The sequence below is a fragment of the Micromonospora sediminimaris genome (assembly GCF_016863575.1).
In the GTDB taxonomy this organism is placed as follows: Bacteria; Actinomycetota; Actinomycetes; order Mycobacteriales; family Micromonosporaceae; genus Micromonospora; species Micromonospora sediminimaris.
The window spans coordinates 154,648-179,003 of sequence record NZ_BOPD01000016.1 but is presented as its reverse complement, the minus strand read 5'-3'; the positions used below and the strand labels follow the sequence as shown (position 1 = coordinate 179,003).

The window sequence follows — 24,356 nt, the reverse complement described above, 5'->3', positions numbered from 1 at the left end:
CAGGGCATGCGGCGAATTCGATCGGTGAGCGTACGGGACCGGTGCAGCACGGACCGCACCGGGACCGGTAGATGGCGCACGGCGGTGCCAGCGGGCAACCGCTCACCCGGTGCCTGCCCCTTGCGCAGCGCTTTGGTGTGCGGAAAGGGGATCTGCGGCTGATGCGCCTCGCGCAACGCCTGGACGCCGCCGAGCGAGTAAAGCTCCGCCACCCGGGCGACGATCCGCTCTCTGGCCTCCGGATCGGTGGTCATCAGCGTGGTCACCGGTGGCGGCAGGTCCGCAGCAGCCAGCCGGGCCTCGTATCCGGGGTCGGCCTTGCCGGGCTGGAAGATGTGTTCGATGCCGTTGCGCTCAAGGAAGTCGGCAAAGCGGTCCCAGCGCTGCGCCTGCCCGGTGTTGAAGGCGGTGTAGTCGGCCGCGGCGTAAAGATCGGCGGCGTCGACCTCCGGAGTCAGGCTGGGGACCAGGCTGTGCGGGATGTCGTGGTATCGGGCCAGCTCCAGGGTCCGGCTGTCGTGCGCCAGCACGTAGGCGGGCGTGCCGGCGGACAGCGCCGCGATGTTGCCGTGGATCCGGGTGCCGAAGGAGAAGTCGCGCTCCGCGAGGTACCGCATCCAGGTCGAGGTGTCGACGAAGAACCGGATGCGATCCTCCCGGTAGAGCTGGTGACCGGGGTGGTGCGGCAGCCCTCGGCGCACGTTGCCCGGGTGGACCCCCCACAGGAGCAGTTCGAGCACCTCGTCGCCCTGCGGCACGTAGACCATATTCGGGTAGCGCTTGGCGTGCCGGGTACCGATCCGGTCCATCAGCTTCACGTAGGGCGAGATGTTGATCGTGAAACGGCTCTCCGGGGTGATCTCGGGCGCCCGCTTGCTGATCCGGAGGTTCGGACCGTCGCGGAACAGCGACGGACAGCCCACCACATCGACCACATCGTCACCGAAGCCCAGCTCGGCGAGGTAGGCGCGGGTGAATTCACCGCGTACGCCGATCGTCGCCGACTTGTCGAGCACCGCGCGGACAAACCGGCGCACCGCCACACGCAGCTCGTCGGTCGGCGGCGGAAACGGGTCGTCGAGGCTGCCCGCGCCGCCCGCCACGCCGACGCCGATCACCACGACCGGGATCCGCAGCCGCTCGATCACCCAGGTGAGCCGCTTGAGATTCTCCAGAAAGCTCAGCCGGAAGGCGTTGGCCAGCGGCACCACGAACATGTCGAACTGCTCGTTGACCCGATCCACGTACGCGCGGTCCACGCCGGGCCGTTCGCTCAGGAACGAGTTGGACACCACCTCGGTCCCCGGCACGCTGATCAGCTTGTGCACCGCATCGGCGAAGACGAGGTTGCCGACGTTGCGCCCGAAGATGCCTTGCTTGTAGAGCGCGAGGGAGAGCTCCGGGCTCACCGGGGTGAAGGGATCCTTGGCGGAACGCAGCAGCACACGAGGCATTTGGTCATCTCCACGCCGGGGGGTGTGGGGTCGGGCGAGGCATTCGACGTTAACAACGCACCGGCGATCCTGCCCGTTGAGCGAGCAGATGAGACCATCCCGAGTCCCGGGCACGCGTCAGTGGCGCGGGCCCAGGGCGCGCGGTGCCTTCAGGACTGGCGGCGGAGCCGACCAGCGAGCGCGCGACTGCGGCGCAGCGCGGACCGCACAGGTGCCGGCAGGTGCCGCACTGCGGACGGTACGGGCCGCCGCTCGCCGGTCGCCACCGCCTCCTTCGGCGCAGCGGTGTGTGGGAACGGGATCTGCGGCTTGTGTGCCTTGCGCAGCGAGCGGAGGCCACCCAGCGCGTAGAGTTCCGCAACCCGGGCGGTGATCCGTTCCCTGGCCTCCGGATCGGTGGTCATCAGCGTGGTCACCGGCGGTGCCAGCCCCACGGCGTCCAGCCGCTTGTCGTAATCCGGGTTGGCCTTGCCCGGCTGGAAGATGTGCTCGATGCCGTTGCGCTCCAGGAAGCCGGCAAAGCGGTCCCAGCGCTGCGTGTGCCCGGCATTGAACGCGGTGTAATCGGACTGCGCGTAGAGGTCTGCGGCGTCGACCTCCGGGCTCAGGCCGGGGACCATGGTGTGCGGAATGTCGTGGTACCGGGCCAGTTCCAGGGTCCGGCTGTCGTGCACGAGGACGTGGGCCGGCGTCCCGGCGGCCAGCGCCACGATGTTGCCGTGGATCCGGGTGCCGAAGGAGAACTCCCGCTCCGACAGGTAGCGCATCCAGGTCGAGGCATCGACGAAGAACCGGATGCGGTCCTCCCGGTAGAGCTGGTGTGCGGTGTGGTGCGGCATTCCCGGCCGGACGTTGTCCGGCTCGACCCCCCACAGCAACAGCCTGAGGTCGGTGTCGTCCTGCGGCAGGTAGACCATGTTCGGGTAGCGCTTGGCGTGTCGGGTCGCGACCTCGTCCATCAGCAGCACGTACGGCGAAATGTTGATCGTGAAGCTGCTCTCCGGCGTCAGCTCGGCCACCCGCTTGGTGATCCTCAGGTTCGGGCCGTCCCGGAACAGCGACGGACAGCCGACGACCTCGACCACGTCGTCACCGAAACCCAGCTCGGCGAGGTAGGCGGCGGTGATCTCCCCACGTACGCCGATCGTCGCCGACCTGGCGAGCACCGCGCGCACGAATCGGCGCACCGCCCCGCTCATCTCGTCGGTCGCCGGCGGGAACGGGTTGTCGAGGCTCCCTCCGGCACCCGCGACGCCGACACCGACCACCACCACCGGAATCCGCAGGTTCTCGATCACCCAGGTGAGGCGCTTCAGGTTCTCCAGGAAGGTAGGCCGGAAGGCATTTGCCAGGGGCACCACGAACAGGTCGAACTGCTCGTTGATCCGGTCCACGTACGCCTGGTCCACGCCGGGCCGTTCGCTCAGGAACGAGTTGGACACGACCTCGGTCCCCGGCACGCTGACGAGCTTGTGCACCGCCTCGGTGAAGACGAGGTTGCCCACGTTCCGCCCGAAAATGCCCTGCTTGTAGAGCGCGAGGGAGTGCTCCGGGCTGACCGGGGTGAAGGGGTCCTTGGCAGAGCGCAGCAGGACACGGGTCATCGGGTCGGAGCCTCCGGGTGCGGGGTACGAGGGGGTAGCCGAAAGTCGCTCGATGCTAGCCAACCCCGTCGTCGCCCGCCACCTGCTGCCGGTGAGAAGGAAGAGGTCAGACCTTCGACCACGGCGGCGGGAAGATGACCTCGCCCCGGGGAGGCGACGGCTCGCCGCTGGTCGCTGGCGGCAGGATCAACGCCTGCCACGGCTCGCCCAACCCCGACCACGGGCTGGTCAGGCCCAGCTGGTCCGCCCGGCTGAAGCCGAAGCGCCGGTAGTAGGCCGGATCGCCGAGCACCACCACCAGTCGCTCACCGAGCTCGGTCGCCGCCTCCAGGGCGGCCTGCACCACCGACGTGCCGAGCCCGATGCGCTGCCGGTGCGGTGCCACCGCAACCGGGCCCATCGCCAGCGCTGGCATGCTGGCCGCGCCCGAGTTGACCAGCACCCGGGTGAGCAGGGCACAGCCGACGATCTCCCCGCCGTACTCGGCGACCATCGCCAGCTCCGGCAGCCACGCGTCGCTGCCACGCAGCTCATCGACGAGGCGTACCTCCGGCGGGACGGCCACGTCGGGCCGGGCGAAGGCTGCGGCCAGCACCCGACGGATCGCGCCGGTGTCGGCCGGGTCCTCGGGTCGCAGCCGCAGGGTCGTCACGCGGCGTAGGGTACCCCGGAGGACGCGTCCATCCGCGACGGTCGTCGAACCCGGGCGCGGCGTCACCAACGCACTCGATCGATCGACATACCCCGTTGCGGGGCGTAGTAACACCCCGGACAGGGTATGACTGTTCCATGACGCCCGTACGATCCCTCGCCCGCGCCATGTTGAGCGGCATCTTCGTGGTCAGCGGCGCCCGCAACTTCGCCAACCCCGGCCGCCTGGCACCCACCGCGAAACCGGTCACCGATCGGGTGACACCGCTGCTGGAACGGGTGCATCCGCAGCTCCCCACGGATACTGAAACCCTGATCCGCGCCAACTCGGCCGTGCAGTTCGGCGCCGGGCTGATGCTGGCCACCGGGCGATTCACCCGGCCGGCGGCCCTGGTGCTGGCCGGCACGCTGATCCCGGTCACCCTCGCCGGGCACCCCTTCTGGCGCAACGACGACCCGATCGCGAAGAACAACAACCAGATCCACTTCCTGAAGAACCTCGGTCTCTTCGGTGGGTTGTTGCTCGCTGCGGCGGACACGGAGGGTAAGCCCGGGCTACGCTGGCGGGCCGGCCACCGCATCGGCCACTCACGACGGTCGGTACGCCGTGCGGTCCGGACCGCGCGTCGGGAGGCCCGGATCGCCGTGCGATCGGCCTCCGCCGCCCGGCGACTCCCCGGCTGAGCCGTACGCGTCCCACCCCACCCCCGCTGAGCTGCGATCCAACCACCCCCACCTGGGCTAAGGCCGCGAATCACCTGAACCGCCCGGTAGGCGTTAACGCGGTGGAAATGTCAAAAGAATGTGTGGGATCGGACACGGTCGCATAACGCGGGAGGCACTGACGTGAGGCGCCGTTCTAGGCTCCGTACTGGACCTGGACGGGTAGGACGACCTTGGTACGGGGGTGGCCACGCCATGCCGACGATCGTCGGTAGAGGGCTGGACCGCCTCGCCACAGTCCGTCGCGTAACGCGTGGGATCGATCGTAGGACAGTCGTACGGGCGGGCATCGTCGCCGCCGTCGCCTACGCCGCATGGCTTGCCATCGGCGCTTTCGGGCGTCCGTACAACTTCTTCGACATGAAGATCTACCACGGCGCGGTGGTCTGGTGGGCGAGCGGTCACGAGCTGTACGAGTTCGTCGCGCCCGACACAACCCTGGGTTTCACCTACCCACCCTTCGCCGGGCTGGCCATGCTGCCGATGGCGCACCTGCCGGTCACCCTGGCCGGTCTGGTGAACGCCGCGGTGAGCATCGCCGCGCTGGCCGTGGTGCTGGCCGCGCTGCTACGCCCGATCGTCGACCGGCTGGGCTGGCCACTGTGGTACACGGTGGCCATCGCGACGCCGTTGGCCGCTGCCATCGAACCCACCCGGGAGACCCTCGGCTACGGGCAGGTCAACCTGCTGTTGTTCGCCCTGATCCTGGCCGACCTGGTCGCCCTGCGCTGGCGCTCGCGCCGGGGCACCCACCAGGCCGAGGGTGACGGTCCGCTGCTGCGGTTCATCTACGGCGGCGCGTGGGCCGGCGTGGGCATCGGCCTCGCCACCGCCGTCAAGCTGACCCCGGCCCTGTTCATCTTCTACTTGATGATCACTCGACAGTGGCGGGTGGCCTGGACGGCCATCGGCACCGCCGTCGGGGTGACCATCGGCAGCTTCGGCATCGTCGGCGCCGAGTCCCGGGACTACTTCGGCAGCGTCTTGTGGCAGACCGAGCGGGTGGGCGCCGCCGACATGACGCCCAATCAGTCGCTGGCCGGCCTGCTGGCCCGGCTCTACGACTCGATCGAGACCCCCGGCCTGCTCTGGCTCGCATTCTCCGTGCTGGTGCTGGCGCTCGGCCTGTCCCGGGCCTCCAACGCCCACTCCGACGGCGACGAACTGACCGCCTTCACGCTTGTGGGCCTGACCGCCAACGTGATCAGCCCGATCTCCTGGACGCACCACCTCGTCTGGGTGATCCCGGCAATCATCGTCCTGGCCGACGCCGCGATCCGTCGGCACGAAGCCAGCCGAGCACCGGTGGGGCGATCCCTGTCAGCGCCGTACGGCGGCCCGCCGGGAGTGTCCACTCTCCGTCCACCGATCTGGTACCCGACGCTTACCGGGTTCCGCCACGGCTTCGCCGCGATCGGGCTCTACCTGCTTTTCCTGATCTCCCCGATCTGGCCGTACGAACACCAGCTGCCGGAGGTCTCCCACTACCAGGACGGTCTGTTCGGCGCGTTGATGGAGAACAGCCTGGCGCTGGCGCTGATCCTGCTGGTCGCCGCACTGCCCTGGCGGCCCGGCGCGGAACCGGCGTTCCACACCGACCGGGCGGCACGTGCGTCGATGCTGTACGGACGGCGGTAGCCCACCCCGTCAGGGGCAGTTGACCCATTCCTCGGTGCCGTCGGTGAAGACCTGCCGCTTCCAGATCGGCAGCCGGGCCTTCGCCTCGTCCACCAACCGGGCGCAGGCAGCGAACGCGGCGGCCCGGTGGGCGGTGCTGACTGCCGCCGCCAGGGCCACGTCGCCGATGGCCAGAGCGCCGATCCGGTGTGAGATCGCCACGGCGTACACGTCGGGGTCGGCGGCGACCTCGTCGGCGACCTCCTGGAGCACCTTCTCGGCGTTCGGGTGGCCTTCGTACTCCAGGCTGGCCACCGACCGTCCGTGGTCGTGATCGCGTACCACCCCGACGAACGACACCACCGCGCCGGCCCGACGGTCGGCGACCGCCGCCTCGTGCGCGGCGAGATCCAGTGGCTGGTCGGTGACGCTGCTGATGACGGTCACCATGCCCGCTCCCCGGGTAGCAGTGGCAACGGCACGATCGGAACCCGGTCACCCACCGAGCCGGTGGTGCCGGGGTCGATCACCGCGAACCCGTCGGCGGTGGCCAGCCCACGCAACATGGCCGAACCGACGTGCCGGACCGGATGGGCCGTCCCGGCGGCCCGGTCGAGTCGGACCAGCGCCAGGTGGGTGTGGTCGCCACGACCGGCAACGGGCTCGGCGAGGACGGCGTGCGGAAGCGTCGGCAACGACCGACCCGCGAGCCCGGCCAGCAGCGGGACGACAAGCGACACCAGCGCGATGACGGCGGACTGCGGATTGCCCGGCAACCCGGCCACGAACCGGACCTGCCCGTCGGCACCAACCAACCGGGCCAGCAGCATCGGGAAGCCGGGACGCACCGCGACCGTGTTGACCACGTACTCGGCACCCAACGACGCCAACGCCGGATGCAGGTGATCGACCGGGCCGTGCATGGTGCCGCCGGTGGTGCAGACCAGATCGGCGTCGTCCAGGGCGGCACGCAGCGCCGCCACGTGGGCGGGGAGCGTGTCCGCGACGGGGCCGACCACGCTGTTCGGATCCACCTGGCAGCCGTACCGGCGGAGCCAACCCGGCACCGCCGGGCCCAGCGCGTCACGGACCCGCCCGGCACCCGGCGGGCCTGCCGTCAGCAACTCGTCGCCGAAGACCAGCAGCGCGGCCCGGGGCTGCCGGCGTACCCGCAGCGTGTCGTGGCCGCAGGAGGCGGCCAGGCCGATCACCGCCGGGTCGACCGGTGTCCCGGCCGGCAGCAGTTCTTCACCGACGGTGGCCTCCTCGCCGGGCTGCCGCCACTCCGGCGCGGCGCGTGGCACGCCGTCGACCAACCCCTCCGGCGTACGCCTCGACTCCTCCACCCGGAGCACCGCGGAGGCACCCGCCGGCACCATCGCCCCGGTGGCGATCTCGACAGTCGTCCCGTCCTCGGTCAACGGGGCAGGCGCACCACCCGCCAGCACGCGCCCGACGACCCGCCACGGGCCGGCACCACGCACCGCCCAGCCGTCCACGCTCGACGTCGGAAACGCCGGCAGGTCGGTGCGCGGGGTGAGCGGTTCGGCGAGGGTGTGCCCGTCAGTCTCGGCGAGCGGACGCTCGATGGCTGGCCGCGCGACGGCCAAGCCGGCCGCGTACACCAGGGATCGGGCCTGCGCCCAGTCTGCCGGTGGTGGCGCGGAGACCTCGTCGGCGGAGGCGGTTTCCGTTCTCACCGGCCGAGCCTAACCGGCCGCCAGGTGGTCGCCACCACGCAACTGGTCGACGGTGTGGGCCAGAATCGGCCCCAGCACGGCGAGGCCGTCCCGCGCTCCGCCGGTCGACCCGGGCAGGTTGACCACAAGCGTGCGACCGGCCACGCCGGCCACCCCGCGGGACAGCGCGGCGGTGGGCACCTTGTCGCGGCTGTACGCGCGGATCGCCTCGGCGATGCCGGGAATCTCGTAGTCGAGCAGGGCCCGGGTCACGTCGGGAGTGCGGTCGGTGGGGGTGATCCCGGTGCCACCACTGGTCAGCACCACGTCGAAGCCGTCCACCACGGCCGCCCGGACTGCCTGGCCGACCGGCTCGCCGTCCGGCACGACCACCGGTTCGCTCACCGTGCAGCCCAACTCCCGCAGACCGGCGACGAGGAGCGGACCACTGGTGTCGGCGTAGACACCGGCGGCGGCGCGGTTGGAGGCAACCACCACCCGGGCGCGGATCACGACCGGTCCTCCGGGCGCTCCCACAGACCGGTCTTCCCGCCCTCCTTGCGTAGCACCCGGACCGCGTCGACGCTGGCTGCCGGATCAACGGCCTTGACCATGTCGACGAGCGCCAGCCCGGCGACCGCGACCGCGGTCAGCGCCTCCATCTCCACGCCGGTGCGGTCGGCGGTGCGGGCGGTGGCGGTGATCTCTACGCTGTCGTCGGTAAGCGCCAGGTCGACGGTGACTCCGTGCAGCGCGATCGGGTGGCAGAGCGGGATCAGGTCGGGAGTGCGCTTCGCCCCCATGATCCCGGCCAGCCGCCCGACCGCCAGGGCGTCGCCCTTGGGCAGCCCCTCCCCACGGAGCAGGTCGATCACCTCAGGGGTGGTCCGCAGCCGGCCGGCGGCCGTCGCCACCCGGCCGGTGACCTGTTTCGCGGAGACATCGACCATGCGCGCCGCGCCGGTGGTGTCGACGTGGGTGAGCTGGGCGGGTTCGGTCACGGTCGCGAGCCTATCCCCGCCGTGTGACAGGACGGTTCCGTGGCTCGGAAGGAGCGGCGCGGGGACGCCGCCCCTTCCTCACCAGCCTGCCTCGGGCTGCTGGGGAACACCCGGCGGCAGGGGTCGCGACGAGATCCGGCAACTGTCGGATCTCCCCCCGTCGGCGAACATCCGGGAGGCTAGCGACCCTGGCGATAAGAAATCGATAAGGACGATGGCCGGCGAGATCCGGCGATCAGCAGATCGGTGTGCCCTGCTTCAGCGCGGCGAGACGGCGCTCGATCTCGAACCGCTCCGGTGCTCCGGTCGCCACGATGAGCACCAGTGCCCGTTCCAGATGTCGCCGGGCTTCGGTCGGGTCCACGCTCAACAGGTGCTCGGCCAGACCGGCCAACGCCCGGGCCTGCTCGTAACGGTTGTCGATCCGCACCGCCAGATCAAGCGCTCGCCGGTGTGCCCGCAAGGCGCCGTCGAGGTCGCCGTCAGCCGCCAGCGTCAGGCCGAACTCGTTCAACGCAGTGCACTCCGCCTGCCGCTCGGCCGAATGGCCGGTGAGTTCCAGCGCCAGTTCGTGCTGCCGCCGGGCCTCCGCGAGCCGGCCCACGCCGCGATAAGCCACACCCATCACGTTGCGCGCGTCGGCCTCTCCGTATCGATGGCCCGTCTCGGCGTAGAGGATCATGGCGGATCGCAGCAACCGTAGCGCCTGAACGTGCTCGCCCTTTCGGGTCCGAACGGCGGCGATGTGGCTCAACGTGTTGGCGATCTGGTAGCGGTCGCCTTCCACCCGTGCCAAGAGCAGATGAAGGCGATGTACCCGCAGCGCTTCCTCATAGCGCCCCAAGCAGGTGAGGGCGATACCGACGTTCGGCAGATGTGTCCGAACCCGACCGATCTGCCGCATCGGAAGGTCGCGCAGTGCTGCCAGTGCGAGATCGGCGGACACCTGGAAATCACCCATCATGCAGTGTGCCACGCTCAGGTTTCCCCGGATCCGGGCAATGTCTTCACGGCGGCCTGCCGCTTCAGCCGCCACCAACGCTCTTTCCAGACACTTAATCGCCGGGTGATAGAAACCGGTTTTGGTCAGCGCCGAGGCGAGATAGTTGTTCATGATGCCTACTGCCCGACTGTCCCCCAATTGCTCTGCGGCGGCGAGCCCCAGTTCATGCGTTCGCCGAATATCTTCGAAGTACCCGCGCACATAGTAGAAGCGCCACAGCACTCGCGCTATCTTCCAAGCATAACCATGGAAGGAATTTTTTGCCGCCAGCTCGATGAGGAGATTCAGATTACTTCGCTCCCGCTCGACCCAGTTGATATCGACCGTCTCGGATCCGGGTGAGAGATCGGGGCGCTCCGGCACCACGTCGCCGATGTCCGCGTAAATGTCCATGATACTGTTCAATGACTTCGTGGCGGCGATCGACAGTTGCATGACCTGGTCAAGCAGACTGGCGAGCGCAGCCCTTCGCATCTCCTCTGAATCTGTCTCCAGGCACTTCTCGCGAGCGAACTGTCGAACCAGGTCGTGCATTCGAAAGCGACCACTATCCGATTCTTCCAGCAGGTGACGGTCGACCAGATCGTCGAGGATCTGCCCGGCTTTCGCGTAGGACAGACCGGACATCGCCGCGACCATGCTGATGCAGTAGTGCCCGGTATGGAGACCCAGTAGGCGGAACACGCGTTTACTCACCTCGTTCAACGGCTCGTACGAGGCGGTGAAGGCGGCGGCGACGCTGCGTTCACCCGTGCCGAAGCTGGCCAGCCCTGACTCGTTCGCGGCCAGACGACCGGCCAGGTCGACAAGCCGGCGGTTGCGCCGGTGAGCGAGCCGTGACCCGACCAACCGGATCGCCAGCGGCAGGTAACCACAGTTGCGGACTATCTCTGCGGCGGATTCAGGGTCTTCGTGCACCCGCTCTTTTCCAGCGCTGATCGCCAGCAGACGGAGCCCTTCCTCTGGCGACAGCACGGACAGGGACTCGGGAGGCCCGACATCCAGGTCGAGAAGTCGCCGACGGGAAGTGATCAGGATGACCGACGAGGCGGTGACCGGCAGTAGCGGAGCAACCTGGTCACTGTCAGCCGCGTTGTCGAGCACGACGACCGCACTGCGGGCGGACAATTCCCTGCGCCACAACCCTCGTCGTTCATCGACATCCACTGGAATTCGGGGGGCCGGCACACCCAACTGGCGGAGAAGCACCACGAGGGCCGTGGCGGAATCCATCGCGTTGCCCTCATCGTGACCGCGCAGGTCGATGAAGAGTCGACCATCCGGGTAAGTAGCGGCCAGGCGTCTGGCGACCTGCACCGCGAGCGTCGTCTTACCGCTTCCCGCCATCCCGTCGATCAGGTGAACGACCGGCGCCGGGCCTGCGGCGGCTCGGCTCCGGCCGATCATTCGCTCGACGAGGGCCTCCCGGCCAACAAAGTGAGCTACCGGTCTCGGTAGCCAGTCCCAGTCCGTCCCATCGATCTCAGGTGTCGTCGAGTTCCTCGAATCGTCGCTGCCTCCGGATCCCGCCGAGGGTGAGACCGATACCGGGGCCGCTCGATGCCCGACCATTTCCTGATGCAGTCGCCGAAGATCGGATCCCGGCTCGACGCCGAGTTCGGCCCGCATGACTCGGGCAGCGGATCGAAACACCGAGATCGCGCCGGCTACGTCGCCGCGCCGATGCAGCGCCCTCATCAGCAGTAGCAGCGCCGGCTCACGGGTCGGATGGGCCGCAACCGTTCGCCACAGCAGCGGTACGGCATCCTCGACGCGGTCCGCTGCGAGGTGAAGGTCCGCGAGGAGTTCGACGGCGAGAAGGTGCTGTTCCTGGGCGGCCGCCACGTGAGCAGCCAGCGAAGCCCCGAGAGGCACACCCAGCAGAGGTGGCCCGCACCAGAGCGGCATCACACCGCTCAGCAACGACCGCGCGGTCCCCGGGTCGTCGCGGTGGTTGAGCTGACGAGCCCGCTCGACCCGGTCAAGGAAGTGGAACAGATCCACGTCGTCGGCCGCGACCTCCAATCGGTACCCGCCGCGCTGACGTACCAGCACCCCATGGCCGGCATCGTGCGCCTCGAAGGTGCGCCGCAGGTTGGCGGCATAGGTCCGAACGTTCGGTACGGCCGAACGCGGTGGGTCGTCGGGCCAGATCTCATCGATCAGTTCCTCCAGGGAAACCGTCCGGCTCGGGCTCATCACCAGCTTGGCCAGGACGGTTCGTTGCTTCGGCGTACCGAGGTGCACCTCGGAGGCACCAAACGAGACCCGAAAGCCGCCAAGCACCTCAATCTTCACTTCTCGAACCCCTTGTGAGGCGGGCATTCGCGTGAGCGCACCTTAACAATCCGCATCGGATCAGGCGAGCCGCATCAAACACTCGGTCACGTCAGCAGCAACATCGGCAATGCGTGGCCACAGCCCGAAATGGCGGCGAACCAGCCATGCCGAATTGGCAAGCCGGCAGGCGGCAGCGGACAAGCCACTCGGACAAGGTCTAGGAGCGATGCGCCGGGCTGGGGACGGCTCGCGGACCCGGAGTTGACGGCTCTTTCCCCGGCGGATCCTGAGCTTCGGCCTCGGCTAAGCGCCGAGCGACGTCAAACCGCTCTGGCACCCCCATCCGCCGGAAGATCGCCAACGCCCGTGTCCAGTGTCGGCGTGCCTCCGCCGGATCAATGGACCACATGTGCTCGGCCAATCCGGTCAGGGCTCGCCCTTGTTCATAGGGATGAGCTATCCGGGTGGCCACCCGCAACGCCTCGCGGTGCAATTCGATCAACCTCGCGGCCCCGGCCGAACCGCCGAGAGTCAACGCGAGATCGTTCAAAGCCGCCGCCTCCACGTGGGGTTCGCCGGCATCGACTGCCATTTTCCGGGCGGCTTCATGCTCAAGCACCGCTTCCGTAATGCGTCCGAGACCACGTAGGGCGATCCCAAGGTCGTTCCGGACCTCAGGTTCCGCGTAACGGTGTCCGGTGCGTTGCCGCATGACGAGGGCCGTCCGCAACGCTCGCGCGGCCACGTCATACTGCCCCATGCGACACTTCACCGCACCGATGTGACCGAGCGCGTTGAGAATATGGAACTGGCTACCAAGCTGGCGTCCGAGGTACAGGTGGAGGCGGTGCGCGCGCAGGGCCTCGTCGTATCTCCCGAGCAGTGCCATCGCGAGACCGAGGTTCGGCAGGTGGGTAGCGGTCTCATGAGCGTCCGGAACAATCTGGTTCCGCATTCGCTCCAACGCCACAGCAACTGCCTTATCGGGTTCGCCGAGAAGCCAATATACTGCCACCAAGTTTGCCTGATAACGCGCGAGGTTGGATCGGTCGCCGCAGCGCTCACAAATCTCGACAGCCTTCTTGAGATGAGTTAATGCGCCCGGATAGTTACCGGTTCGCAAATAGGCGGAGGCTAGGTAGTTGTGCATCACAGCCACCGCTCGCTCGTCGCCGATCTCCTCCGCGGCCGAAAGCCCCTTAAGGCTGGTCACGACGATATCGTCATAGCACCCCCGGGTGTATAGAAACCGCCACAGAATCCGCGCCAGCCGCCACGCTTCCTGGCGCAACTCCCACTCGCGGGCCGTACCGACGAGCAACACGAGGTTGGCCCGTTCGATCTCCATCCACTTCTCGGCAGAGTCGCTCTTCATCTCAACCAGGTCGGGTCGACGCGGAGCATCGAGAGAGACGTGAAGGCGAATGCGGCCCAGTTCAAGGATCTCGGCCACAGAAAAAGTGAGATGCAGCATCAGATCGAGGAGGTCCGCCACCGCCAGCCTTCGCTCATTCACCTGGTCTACGCGATTCGACAGATCGTGGGCGTAGTGCCGGATGAGGTCGTGCATCCGATAACGCCCCGCCGTCAACTCTTCGATCAGGTGGGAGTCCAGAAGGGCGTCGAGTACGTCGGCGGTGTCGTCGAGCGGCAGGCCCGACAGCGCGCTGGCGGCCAGCAGACCGAACTCGTCTCCCGGATGCACGCTGAGCAGTCGGAACAGTCGCTGAGCGGGCTCGTTCAGTGCGGCGTACGAGGCGGCAAACGCACCGGCCACACTCCGGTCACCTGAGGTCAGGTGGTCCAGCCGGCGGGCCTTCGTTGCCAGCAACTTCGCCAGATCCGCCACCTGCCAGTTCGGACGATGCGCGAGCCGTGAACCGGCCAGCCGTATGGCCAACGGCAGGTGACCACAGCTTTCCACCACGGCCACTGCCGCCTCGGGCTCCGCAGCCACCCGCTCCGCCCCTGCTGTGGAGGCCAGTAGTGCGACGCCCTCCGCCGGCTTGAGCAGCGGCAGGGACACCGGCGGATCGACATCCAGCCCGTTGATCCGCCGGCGCGAGGTCACGATCACCAGGTTTCCCGGCACCGTGGGCAGCAGAGGCCGGATCTGCGCGGCGTCGGCCGCATTGTCCAGCACGATGATCACCCTGCGACCAGCCAGGTCGCGGCGCCACCGGTCGAGCCGGTCTCCGGGGTCCGACGGTATCCGGCCGGCGGGTGTGCCAAGTTGCCGCAGCAGGGTCGCCAGCGCCGTCGCGCTGTCCAGCTTCTCGGCAGGGTCGTGGCCCTTGAGGTCGATGAACAGCTGGGCGTCCGGAAATCGGTCGGTAAGCCGGTTGGCGACGTGTACCGCAAGTGTCGTCTTGCCGCTGCCAGCCATGCCATCGACGAGGTTGACTGCACAGTTGTGCTCGCCGGCCCGCAGGGTCGTGGACAGTAGGTGCTCAACGGCGTCGGCACGGCCCACGAAGTCCGGAACCGTCCGCGGGAGGTGGGAGAGCAGTCGTTGCTTCCGGTCAACGGCAACGGATGGCTCCCTACCCGGCGCTCCGGCTGTGTCGACTCGGCGAGACTGGCCGTCGGGCCGGGCGATACGGCGATACAACCGTTGCAGTTCCTCCCCCGGCTCGACGTTCAGTTGCTGACGCAGGATTCGACCAGCTGCGGTGTAGGCCGCCACGGCACCGGCGGAATCTCCTCCTACGTGGAGGGCCTGCATGAGCAACAGGTGGGCCGGTTCCCGCAGCGGATGCCTGATCAACAACTCCCGCAGTACCGGCAGGGCCTCGTCGTAGCGGCCGAGCCGGATCTGCAAATCGGCGTACAGCTCGGTGGCCAGCAGCCGATCCTCGGTCGCGGCGGCCACCTGGGCGGAGAGCCGGGACCCCAGGGCGATCCCGGTGAGCATCGGCCCACGCCAGCGGGCCAGCGCTCGGGACACCAGTCGCACCGCCTCCCGCTCGTCGGCTCCGAGGAGTTGCCGAGCCTCGGCCACCTCTGCTCGAAAGGCACAAAGGTCCACGTCCGAGCACTCGACATCGAGCCGGTAACCGTCACGACTGCGGATCAGCACTTCCCGATCGGGAAGCATCGCCTCCAGGCTTCGTCGCAAATTAGCCGCATAAGTACGGACATTCGGTATAGCCGAGGGAGGTGGATCTTCGAGCCACAGTTCATCGACGAGTTGTTCGACCGACACCAACTGCCCGGCGTTGCACGCGAGCATGGCCAGGACGGTCTGCTGCTTGGGCGTCCCAGGCGATAGCGCCTGTGAGCCGAGGCGCACCGCCAGACCGCCGAGAACCTGAATCTGCACCCGGCCCCTCTGACCGCATTCAAAGGATCACTGTATGCAGCTTAACGCCCTCGGCACCCGGTAAGTTGCAGCGATCGGCGGCAAGCTCAACCAAAGCGGCGATGAACTGAACAAAGTTCTCTGGTCACACTTGTTCACAAATCTGCGGCGGGCCTGCTGGCACAGGAAGGGCGACGTGATCGCCAGATTTGGACCCTTCGTAAAGCCAGCGAAACGGAAAGTGACACAACATCGCCCTATTGGCCTATTCTGCGCAATACGACATGTTTCATCGCAAAACATCCGCAAGCACCCCTAGGGTTTGGCCAGTCAAAGCAAATGCCAAGCAGCTGGGGGTCGAGATGAAGTCGAACGAATGGGGCTGATTCCAGCTTCTGGATCAGCAGTGACCGAAGTACGCTTGCGGAGCGCAGCCCCTCGGTGACGAACGGGGATGATGGGTTGGCTCTGCAAGAGCGACAGACCGGGACCGATAAGCGGTTACTGCCGCTGATCGGTCTCGTCGTCGCCCTGGCCGGTCTCTCGGGAGCCGTCTCGGTCGCACACCTGCCGAGCTACGGGGCCCTTACCGCAACCCTGATCTGGACGGCGTTGATCTCGCTTGTCGCCGTCGGCTTCACCGCCAAAGTACGAGTCAGGATCCGTGCCACCAACCACTACATCGCGTGGACCGAGACGGCCATCCTGATCGCTCTCGCCGTGGCACCGGCCTCCGTGGTCATCCTGGCCACCGGCTTCGGCGTCGCGATCGCCACGACGCTGGCACGGCTCGCACCGATCAAACGAGTCTTCGGCGTCGCCAAGAACATGCTCATCGCCACCGCCGCCGGAGTGGTCCTGCAGCTGTTCGCGTGGTCCCCGACCAGTCCCGACGTCGCGGAGACCGCAGTCGCACTGGCTGCCGCCTACCTGGCTGCGGTGCTACTTGACGAAGTCATCACCATGCCGGTCATCGCCATGGCAACCGGCACCTCCTTGCGGAAGTTGGTCCACGAGAACTGGGACGTCCGCCTGACTGCGGCCCTGACCCGTCCGGTGGTCATCATCGGCACGATCCTCGTCGTCAGAATCAACTTTCAGTGGCTTCTCGCTTTGCCGCCGCTGGTACTCAGCCTCCATCTGCTCGTATCGACGCGGGTCCGCAGCCGAACGGAGCAAAAGGCCTGGCAGCGGCTCGCTCAGACCACCGACGCGCTCAACGTGGTCGAACTGGACGAGGTCCTCACCACTGCGGTCACCCGGGCGGCGGAACTCTTCTCCGCCGACGAGGTGGAGGTCGAGCTGCGCGACGACGACCGGGTGGTACGCGGTGGCGCCGACGGCGTCACATACGACGGTCCGGCAGCCGAGCCCACCACCGTCCAGGGCGCGGTGGTCCCTGCCCGCCTGGAAGGGCACGACAAGACGGTCGACGTGGGCATGCTGCGGCTGCGCTTCCGCGGACCGGTGAAACTCTCCGAGCGGGAGCACTACACCCTCTACACCTTCGCCTCGGCGCTGTGCACCGCCATCCGCAACGCCCAGGCGTACGCCGAACTCGCCCGGGTGGCCCAGGCCCACGCGCACGACGCAACGCACGACGCGCTTACCGGTCTGCCGAACCGGCGGCACCTGCTCGACGCGGGCAACGACCACTTGAATCAACGGCACGCCGACGGGGTGACCGCCCTGGTCCTGATCGACCTGAACCACTTCAAGGAGGTCAACGACACCCTCGGCCACACCGCCGGTGACCAGATGCTGGCCGCCGTCGCCGAACGGCTGCGCGCCGCCGCCCACGCCGAGGACCTGGTCGCCCGGCTCGGCGGCGACGAGTTCGCCGTACTCCTGCGTGCCCTGCCCGCGCCCGCGGTCGCCGCACACCGCGCCGAGACGCTGCTGGCGGCGCTGCACGAACCCTTCGACATCGACGGCATGCGGCTCAACGTGGAGGCCAGCGGCGGCATCGCCGCCGCGCCCGCCACCGGCGGCATGGTCGAACTGCTGCGCCGCGCCGACGTCGCCATGTACCAGGCCAAGCGGGCCGGGCAGCGGCTGGCCAGCTACGCGTCCGCCCGGGACACCGCCGACCTGGGTCGCCTCACGCTCGGCGGAGACCTGACCCGAGCCGTGGCCGACCACGAGTTCACCGTCAAGTTCCAGCCGATCGTCGAACTCGGCAGCGGTGCGGTCATCGCCGCCGAAGCGCTGGCCAGATGGCGTCACCCCACCCACGGCATGATCGACCCGCTGCGCTTCCTGGAGACCGTCGAGCGGTCGGGCCTGCTACCGGCCTTCGCCGAAGCCATCCTCGACCAGGCCCTGATCGCCGCCGGCACGTGGCGGGACGCCGGGTTCGACGTACCCGTGGCGGTGAACGTCTCCCCCCGCAGCCTGCTCGACGCCAGGTTCCCCGGTTCGGTGCTGGCCCGCCTGCGCGCCCACGACCTGCCACCCGACCGGCTGATCCTGGAACTGACCGAGACCCTCACCCTCAGTCAGCTCGACGTCGTCGACCAGGTGCTCACCCGACTGCGCGACGCCGGCGTCCGGCTGGCCCTGGACGACTTCGGCACCGGCTACTCCTCGCTCTCCCTGCTCTCCCGGATTCCGGTGCATCAACTGAAGATCGACCGAAGCTTCGTCACCGCCATGGAATCCTCCACCGAGGCCGCCGCGATCATCCGCTCCACCCTCGATCTCGGTCGCAGCCTCGACCTCGCCGTGGTGGCCGAGGGCGTCGAGCGGGAGGCGCAGCGGCGTACGCTCTGGGAACTGGGCTGTACCGCTGGCCAGGGTCATCTCTTCGCCCGCCCACTGCCCGCCGGAACGCTGCTCGCCGCACTCCAGCGCGGCACCGGCGACCGGACCGGCTGCCTGGCGGTCGCTCTGCACGACGCCGGCGCGGTGGTTCGGCTGCCGCAGGGGCGTCGACAGGGCGGCCGGGGTCGCCACCAGCCGGCCTGACACACTTGCCCGGGTGAGCACCACCCCGACCAGCCGCCGTACCGGGTGGTGGCACCGGATCGACACGGCCACCGGAGGGCTCGCTCTCGACCTCGGCCTCTACGCCGTATCCGCCGCCTTCGCCGCGGTCACCGCGGCCACCTCCACCCTCCTGCCGCACCGCGCCTGGGGCGGCATCGCCGCACTCGGCTACCTCGGCGCGGCGATCGTCGCGCTCGGTCAACTCCTGTTGCGGCGGCACCGGTCCGGCTCGGCGTTGGCCGGACTTCCCGCACGCTGGCTGGTCACCGTCGTCACCTGGATCGCCGTCGCCCTGCTACCGCTGCTCTGGCAGAGCGTGCAGCGCGCGGCGGGACGCACCGACCGGGCCCAGGAAGAGGTGCTCGTCGTCGAGGATTCCGGGCGGCGGCTGGCGGAGACCGGCACGCCCTACCTGGGACCGGACGCCATCGCCGCGCTGCCGCCCGGCGAACAACTGCTCGGCTACACGCCGTACCAACCGGCAATGGCGCTGTTCGGGCTGCCCCGCGCGGCCACCGACGGTTGGTGGAGCGACGCGCGGGTCTGGTTCGCGATCGGCACCGCCCTCGCTCTCCTCCTCGCCGTCCGCGTCCTGCGCCGACCGGAGGGTGTGGGCGCAGCCGTCGGGCACGACGCCGCCGTGCTGCGCGGGGTGCAGGCCGCCACCGTCCTGCCGATCTGTGCGCTGACCCTCGCCACCGGCGGCGACGACCTCCCCGTACTCGCGCTCTGCCTGCTGGCCCTGGCGCTCGCCGCCACCGCCCGACCCGGTTGGGCCGGCGTCGCCGTCGGACTCGCCGGAGCACTCAAACTCTTTGCCTGGCCGGTCGCCGCGGTCCTGGTCGTCTGGGGCATCTCCCGGCGGGCCGGCCTGCGCGTCGCCGCCGGCGCGCTCGGCCTACCCGCCGCCGCGTTACTACCCACCCTGCTGGTGGACCGGGACGCCCTGGTGGAGAACGTACTGCGGTTCCCCCTCGGGCACGGCCTGGTCTCCAGCCCGGCGCAGTCCCCGTTTCCCGGCTACCTGATCGCGAACGCGCTGCCGGCGGGCCGGGGTGTGGCGGCGGCGCTGCTGGTCGCCGCCGCAGCGGCGATCGCCGTCCGACTCGTGCGCCACCCGCCCCGCACCGCCCGCGCCGCGGCGCTCGTCTGCGGGTACGGGCTGCTCGTCGCGATCCTGCTGATGCCCAGCACTAGGTTCGGCTATCTGCTCTATCCGGCGGCGTTCCTCGTCTGGGCAGCCGCACTTGACGTTCCCGGGATCCGGCAACCGGCGAGCGAAGACGGCCGGTAGGGCGTAGACCTGAGGGCATGACCACCTACCGCGACCGCAGCGAGGCGGGCCGGGTGCTCGCCGACCGACTCACCGCCCTGATCGGCGAACCGGACGTCGTCGTGCTGGGCCTGGTACGCGGCGGCGTGCCGGTCGCCCAGGTAGTCGCCGAACGCCTCGGCGCGCCACTGGACGTGCTGGTGGTACGCAAGCTGGGCATGCCGTGGGCCCCCGAGGTCGCCTTCGGCGCGCTCGGTCCGGCCGGCGTACGGGTGATCAACGACGTGGTGGCCGGGCAGCTCGGCCCCGACGACATCGCCGACGTGCAGCGCCGGGAACAGGCGGAGCTGGATCGGCGCGAACAGCTCTACCGGGCCGGCCGGCCGCCGCTGGAGCTGACCGGGCGTACCGCCGTCATCGTCGATGACGGCCTGGCGACCGGGGCCACCGCCCGAGCCGCCGTGCAGGTGGCCCGTCATCTCGGTGCCCGGCGGGTGGTGGTCGCCGTACCGGTCGGGGCCCAGCAGGCGTACGAGATGCTCGCCGCCGAGGCTGACCAGGTCATCTGTGCGCAGCGACCGGATGCCTTCACCGCCGTCGGCGCGTATTACGACGACTTCCACGAGGTGTCCGACGACGAGGTGACGGAGGCGCTGACCGCTACCCCGTGAGTCGACCAGGTACCGTCGGGTGATGAGCCTGACCTGTCCCAAGTGTCACGGAGAAATGCGTCAGTACGAGCGCAGTGGCGTCGTCATCGACCAGTGCGGCGAGTGCCGGGGGATCTTCCTCGACCGCGGTGAGTTGGAGAAGCTGTTCGAGGCGGAGGCCAATTGGAGCGCGCAGCAGGCGCCCCCCGCACCGCAGCCGATCCAGCACGCGCCGCAGCCGGGCGGCTACCAGCCGCCGCCTCCGCCGCCCGCGCCGCACCAGCCGGGTTACGGCGCCGTGCCGCCGCCACCGCCACCGCAGCACGGGTACCCGGCCCCGGCCCCCGCTTACGGCCACAGCCAGCAGCACTACGGCTACCACGGGCACTACCGCCGGAAGAAGCGCAAGAGCTTCCTCGACGACATGTTCGGCTGAGCAGCACGCCCCTGAGCGACCGGGCCGTCCGACCGGCCGGCCCGGTCCGCTGCGCTGCACCAGACCGAGCGTGACCGGCCGCGCTGGCGTCGCCGTGCCCGCCGCTGCTGAACGCGCCGGCCGACTTCAGCTGTGGGACGCTGCCCACATGAGGTCGCGAGCTTCGCACATCGCACTGGCCAGCCCCGCCGAACCAGCGGCCACCGTCGACTCCGTCAGCTACTGGCACTCGTTTCCGGGCGGCGACGGGAACGTCCGGCACGCCTGGTGGGCCCGCCGCTCCGCTGCCGCGTTCGACAGCCCGTCCGGAGTGGTCCGGCTCTGGGCCGACACCGCACCGGCCGCCGTACGCGCCGCCGGCAACGCGGATCCGGCTGGCTTCGTCACCACCCAGGGGCACGTGCTGCGGGTGGCCGACCTGCTGGACACCCTCACCACCGAAGCCGTGATCCACCACCTTGACCTGGTGCTGGACCTACCGGACGCGCCCGTACCCGGACCGGCCGCGACCCGGGTCGCGGTGGCCACCGTGGACGCCCTGCTCGGCGGCGCCGTCACCCGACCGGACGGCTGGAACGACCACGACTACCTGCTCAAGGCGACCGGGCGGCTGCCGCTCACCGAACCGGAGCGGCGTGCTGCCGGCGAATTCGCCGCCCGGTTCCCGGTGCTCGGCTGAGCGGTCAGACGATCGCCATGTCCACGAAGCGCGACAGGTGCAGCTGAGCGGCGACGGTCACCGTGTCGGTCGGACCATTCCGGTGCTTGGCGACGATGAAATCCGCCTCACCGGCCCGCGGCGACTCCTTGTCGTAGTAGTCGTCACGATGCAAAAGTATGACAACATCTGCATCTTGTTCAATTGACCCCGATTCGCGCAAATCAGATAGCTGAGGGCGCTTGTCGGTGCGCTGTTCCGGGCCACGATTCAGCTGGCTCACCGCGATCACCGGACACTCGACTTCCTTGGCCAGCAGCTTCAGGCCACGCGACAGGTCCGCGACCTCCTGCTGCCGGCTCTCGGTACGCTTAGGCGAGGTCATCAGCTGGAGATAGTCGACCACAATCAACTTGAGGTCATGCCGCTGCTTGAGCCGACGGGCCTTCGCCCGGATCTCCATCAGGTTCATGCTGGGCGTGTCGTCGACGAACAGCGGCGCCTCGCTGATCTCACCCATGCATCGGGCGAGCTTGGTCCAGTCGTCATCGGACAGTTGCCCGCTACGCAGCACGTGTAGTGGCACTCGGGCCTCGGCCGAGAGCAGCCGCATGACGATCTCGACCTTGCTCATTTCCAGCGAGAAGATCGCCGACGCCTGGTTGGCACGGATCGCAGCGTTGCGCGCGAAGTCCATGCTCGCGGTGCTGTTGTGCGTGGGAATCATTGATCGACCGGCCAAGTAAAGGTGATCCTCGTTGTCGACCGTGACGCACCGCACCGGGACACTCGGCACCGGTCGCACATCCACGATGTAGCGGGATCGGGTACCCGCCCGGCCGACCGCGTGTCGGCGCGTAGCGTGCGACTCCCGCTTCCTGGTCAACCGGAATACCTCGTCCGCCGTCGAGAAGCTCAATGTGAAAGCCGTCGAGCTTTCGGGAGTGCGGCCGTTGACTCGCTTGCGGTTGATCGAGCATCGGTAGCCCAGGCTGACGACGAGCTCGTACACATCCTCGGCCATCCGCTCCGAGGTGGTGGTGTACTGGACGTGTCCGGCTGCCGCAGCGGTACCGTCGGTGTCGAGCAGTCCCGCCAACAGCTCCCGTCGCTGTTCCTCCGACGCTCGGAGGTAGGGCTGCGGAATGTGCTTGTCGTTCAGGACACCGACGGCTCGAAGCAGCCCGGTGAACGAGCCACGCAACCGGCGGCACGATGCGCAGTGGCGGGCGCCGTTCCAGCTCGACTTCGTTGTCGTACCGCAGGTCTCGCAGCCTCCGCGGTCAGCGGTCCCGACCATGCCCCTCGACCTGGCGCCACACGTCCTTCCGCAGGTTCTTACCGCAGACGCGCAGGGAGTGAAGATGACGCCGCAGACGATGCAGCGACGATCGTCGAGTGGTGCCCGCGGTGGCAGCTTGATGCCGTAGGAGTAGGTCCCGCTTCCCGGGGCGACGATGAAGCCATCGGCTTCGACGTACTGTGCGATCTCCGGGTCCGCCGACGTGAACCGGGCACCTGCCGAGTGCCCGTCGCCCAGCCACACGCCAAGCGTGTACGGGGGGATTGGCAGGTCCTCGCGGGCGGGAAGGGACAGCGGTTGAGCATTGGTCACCGCGTGGTTTGCGCGCCCGTCAGCCGGATGCCGCAGTGTCGCGGCGATGTGTTCGGTAGTGACGGTCCGAGGGTGTGCCACGGTCGTATCGCTGTTCATGACCCGACTCACCCGGCTCAGGTGTGCGTCGAACAGGGCATGGGCGCTGTAGGCGTCGACCGTCTGACGCCAGGGCCTGCCGTTTCGCGAGTACTGACGTTCGACAGTGCCGGAGATGCCCACCTTGGCCGCCATCACGTGCAGGACGTACCGGAACCGGGATCCGGCAATCTCCACGGCTTCCCGGTGGGTGACAAGCCGGTCGGGGATGGCGGTGACAGCCCGGTGTACGGCTGCCGCCTTGGCGCGTGCCGAGGCATCCCACTGGTAGCGCGGCCGGAGCTCATTCTGTTGGCGGCGTGAGGCCCGGGTGGTCGTCGTCCACAGGTGCTCGGCATCGGCGACGATGACTGATCCGTCGGAGAACTCGACCTCGTAGCAGGGGCGATCGTGGCGCACCTCGTAGGCGTGCGTGACGGTGGTGGGGCGGCCGTCCGCACCGATCAGCTGATCGCCTACCTGCACCTCGCCCATCGTCGTCCAGCCGGTGGGGGTCGGCAGGGGTGTGTCGAGCGCGAGCGCCTTTCCGAGGCCAGGTCGCCCCGCCACAATGATCAACTGGCCGGCGTGCAGACCGTTGAGCAGGCGGTCCAGGTCGGTGAAGCCGGTTGGCACACCGGTCATCACGCCGCCCTGGGCACCGACCGCCTCGATCTCGTCGAGCGTCGGTTGCAGCATGTCGGCCAGGACCGCGAAGTCCTCGCTGACCCGGCGTTCCGTGACGTCGTAGACGGCCTGCTGAGCCAGGTCGACGATGTCGTCCACGTCCCGGCTACCACCGCTCGCGGTGCCGTAGCCGAGTTGGACGATCCGGGTGCCGGCCTCGACCAGACGCCGGAGAACCGCGCGCTCGCTGACGATGCGCGCGTAGTAGGCGGCGTTCGCGGCGGTCGGCACGCTCGCGATCAACGTGTGCAGGTACGGGGCGCCACCCACGCGGGCCAGGTCGCCGGAGTCGGCCAGCGCCGCCGCGACGGTGATGGCGTCGGCCGGCTCGCCCCTGCCGTAGATCTCCAGGATGGTGTCGAAGATGGTGGCGTGCACCGGCCGGTAGAAGTCGTTGGTCTTGAGGATCTCGACGACGTCGGCGATGGCGTCCTTGGAGAGCAGCATGCCGCCCAGGACGCACTGCTCCGCGGCGACATCCTGCGGCGGCGTCTTGTCGAACTGACCGGCGCGTGGCCCGTCACCGGACTGCTGCCCGCCGCTCGGGAACGAATCCGTCCGCCTGTCGTCGGTGACCGACACCGGGCCCCCCTCCACTGCGTCGGATCGGTTTCCAGGCTTACCGCCCGGGTGCGACATCGTCGACCGGCCGCTTCGA

The 24,356-nt window shown here is 68.8% G+C and carries 17 protein-coding genes; 7 read left to right on the top strand and 10 right to left on the bottom strand.

Translation table 11 applies throughout. From position 1 onward, the window contains the following. The 3 genes from Vse01_RS14665 to Vse01_RS14655 all read right to left on the bottom strand — a co-directional run. Positions 1–1,454 (bottom strand): polysaccharide pyruvyl transferase family protein (locus tag Vse01_RS14665; RefSeq protein WP_093409418.1); only part of this gene is annotated, 1,454 nt, incomplete at its 3' end. A 149-nt stretch (positions 1,455–1,603) separates the two neighbouring features. After that, complete coding sequence (locus Vse01_RS14660; protein WP_093409415.1) at positions 1,604–3,058, bottom strand: polysaccharide pyruvyl transferase family protein; 1,455 nt, start codon at positions 3,056–3,058, stop codon at positions 1,604–1,606. A 106-nt stretch (positions 3,059–3,164) separates the two neighbouring features. Next, positions 3,165–3,710 carry a GNAT family N-acetyltransferase gene (locus Vse01_RS14655; RefSeq protein WP_093409413.1) on the bottom strand — a complete coding sequence of 182 codons (546 nt, stop codon included), beginning with the start codon at positions 3,708–3,710 and terminating at the stop codon, positions 3,165–3,167. A gap of 137 nt (positions 3,711–3,847) precedes the next feature. Between Vse01_RS14655 and Vse01_RS14650 the strand changes: the two genes are divergently transcribed. Both Vse01_RS14650 and Vse01_RS14645 read left to right on the top strand, forming a co-directional pair. Next, positions 3,848–4,393, top strand: coding sequence for a DoxX family protein (locus Vse01_RS14650; protein WP_093409410.1), 546 nt, complete (start codon positions 3,848–3,850; stop codon positions 4,391–4,393). A 234-nt stretch (positions 4,394–4,627) separates the two neighbouring features. Further along, complete coding sequence (locus Vse01_RS14645; protein WP_093409408.1) at positions 4,628–6,070, top strand: glycosyltransferase 87 family protein; 1,443 nt, start codon at positions 4,628–4,630, stop codon at positions 6,068–6,070. 9 nt (positions 6,071–6,079) lie between these two features. On the opposite strand, the gene Vse01_RS14640 is transcribed toward Vse01_RS14645, so the two are convergent. From Vse01_RS14640 to Vse01_RS14615, 6 genes are all read right to left on the bottom strand, one after another. After that, the gene (locus Vse01_RS14640) at positions 6,080–6,499 is read right to left on the bottom strand and encodes a molybdenum cofactor biosynthesis protein MoaE (protein ID WP_093409405.1); all 420 of its coding nucleotides are present in this window, start codon (positions 6,497–6,499) and stop codon (positions 6,080–6,082) included. Further along, positions 6,493–7,749 (bottom strand): molybdopterin molybdotransferase MoeA, encoded by a 1,257-nt coding sequence (locus Vse01_RS14635; protein WP_093409403.1) that lies wholly within the window; start codon positions 7,747–7,749, stop codon positions 6,493–6,495. The genes Vse01_RS14640 and Vse01_RS14635 overlap by 7 nt, the downstream gene beginning before the upstream one ends. Before the next feature lie 9 nt (positions 7,750–7,758). Further along, a complete protein-coding gene (locus Vse01_RS14630; protein ID WP_093409400.1) occupies positions 7,759–8,241 on the bottom strand; it encodes a MogA/MoaB family molybdenum cofactor biosynthesis protein in 483 nt (160 codons plus the stop codon). Further along, complete coding sequence (gene moaC / locus Vse01_RS14625; RefSeq protein ID WP_093409398.1) at positions 8,238–8,729, bottom strand: cyclic pyranopterin monophosphate synthase MoaC; 492 nt, start codon at positions 8,727–8,729, stop codon at positions 8,238–8,240. The genes Vse01_RS14630 and moaC overlap by 4 nt, the downstream gene beginning before the upstream one ends. 235 nt (positions 8,730–8,964) lie before the next feature. Beyond that, positions 8,965–12,030 carry an AfsR/SARP family transcriptional regulator gene (locus Vse01_RS14620; RefSeq protein WP_170863585.1) on the bottom strand — a complete coding sequence of 1,022 codons (3,066 nt, stop codon included), beginning with the start codon at positions 12,028–12,030 and terminating at the stop codon, positions 8,965–8,967. 199 nt (positions 12,031–12,229) lie between these two features. Further along, positions 12,230–15,334, bottom strand: a complete 3,105-nt coding sequence (locus tag Vse01_RS14615; protein WP_093409392.1) for an AfsR/SARP family transcriptional regulator — start codon at positions 15,332–15,334, stop codon at positions 12,230–12,232. Positions 15,335–15,775: 441 nt separating this feature from the next. Here Vse01_RS14615 and Vse01_RS14610 point away from each other — a divergent pair, with 441 nt between their 5' ends. From Vse01_RS14610 to Vse01_RS14590, 5 genes are all read left to right on the top strand, one after another. Next, positions 15,776–18,280, top strand: coding sequence for a putative bifunctional diguanylate cyclase/phosphodiesterase (locus Vse01_RS14610; protein WP_232511404.1), 2,505 nt, complete (start codon positions 15,776–15,778; stop codon positions 18,278–18,280). Positions 18,281–18,293: 13 nt separating this feature from the next. Beyond that, the gene (locus Vse01_RS14605) at positions 18,294–19,595 is read left to right on the top strand and encodes a glycosyltransferase 87 family protein (protein WP_093409390.1); all 1,302 of its coding nucleotides are present in this window, start codon (positions 18,294–18,296) and stop codon (positions 19,593–19,595) included. Positions 19,596–19,612: 17 nt separating this feature from the next. Beyond that, positions 19,613–20,245: a phosphoribosyltransferase gene (locus Vse01_RS14600; RefSeq protein ID WP_093409387.1), complete on the top strand. Its 633-nt coding sequence runs from the start codon at positions 19,613–19,615 to the stop codon at positions 20,243–20,245. Between the two features lie 19 nt (positions 20,246–20,264). Beyond that, complete coding sequence (locus tag Vse01_RS14595; RefSeq protein WP_093409385.1) at positions 20,265–20,660, top strand: TFIIB-type zinc ribbon-containing protein; 396 nt, start codon at positions 20,265–20,267, stop codon at positions 20,658–20,660. Positions 20,661–20,808: 148 nt separating this feature from the next. Beyond that, positions 20,809–21,339 carry a hypothetical protein gene (locus Vse01_RS14590; protein ID WP_093409382.1) on the top strand — a complete coding sequence of 177 codons (531 nt, stop codon included), beginning with the start codon at positions 20,809–20,811 and terminating at the stop codon, positions 21,337–21,339. 4 nt (positions 21,340–21,343) lie between these two features. Here the strand turns inward: Vse01_RS14590 and dnaB are convergent, their stop codons facing one another. Beyond that, positions 21,344–24,295: a replicative DNA helicase gene (gene dnaB, locus Vse01_RS14585; RefSeq protein WP_198413249.1), complete on the bottom strand. Its 2,952-nt coding sequence runs from the start codon at positions 24,293–24,295 to the stop codon at positions 21,344–21,346. Positions 24,296–24,356 lie beyond the last annotated feature (61 nt).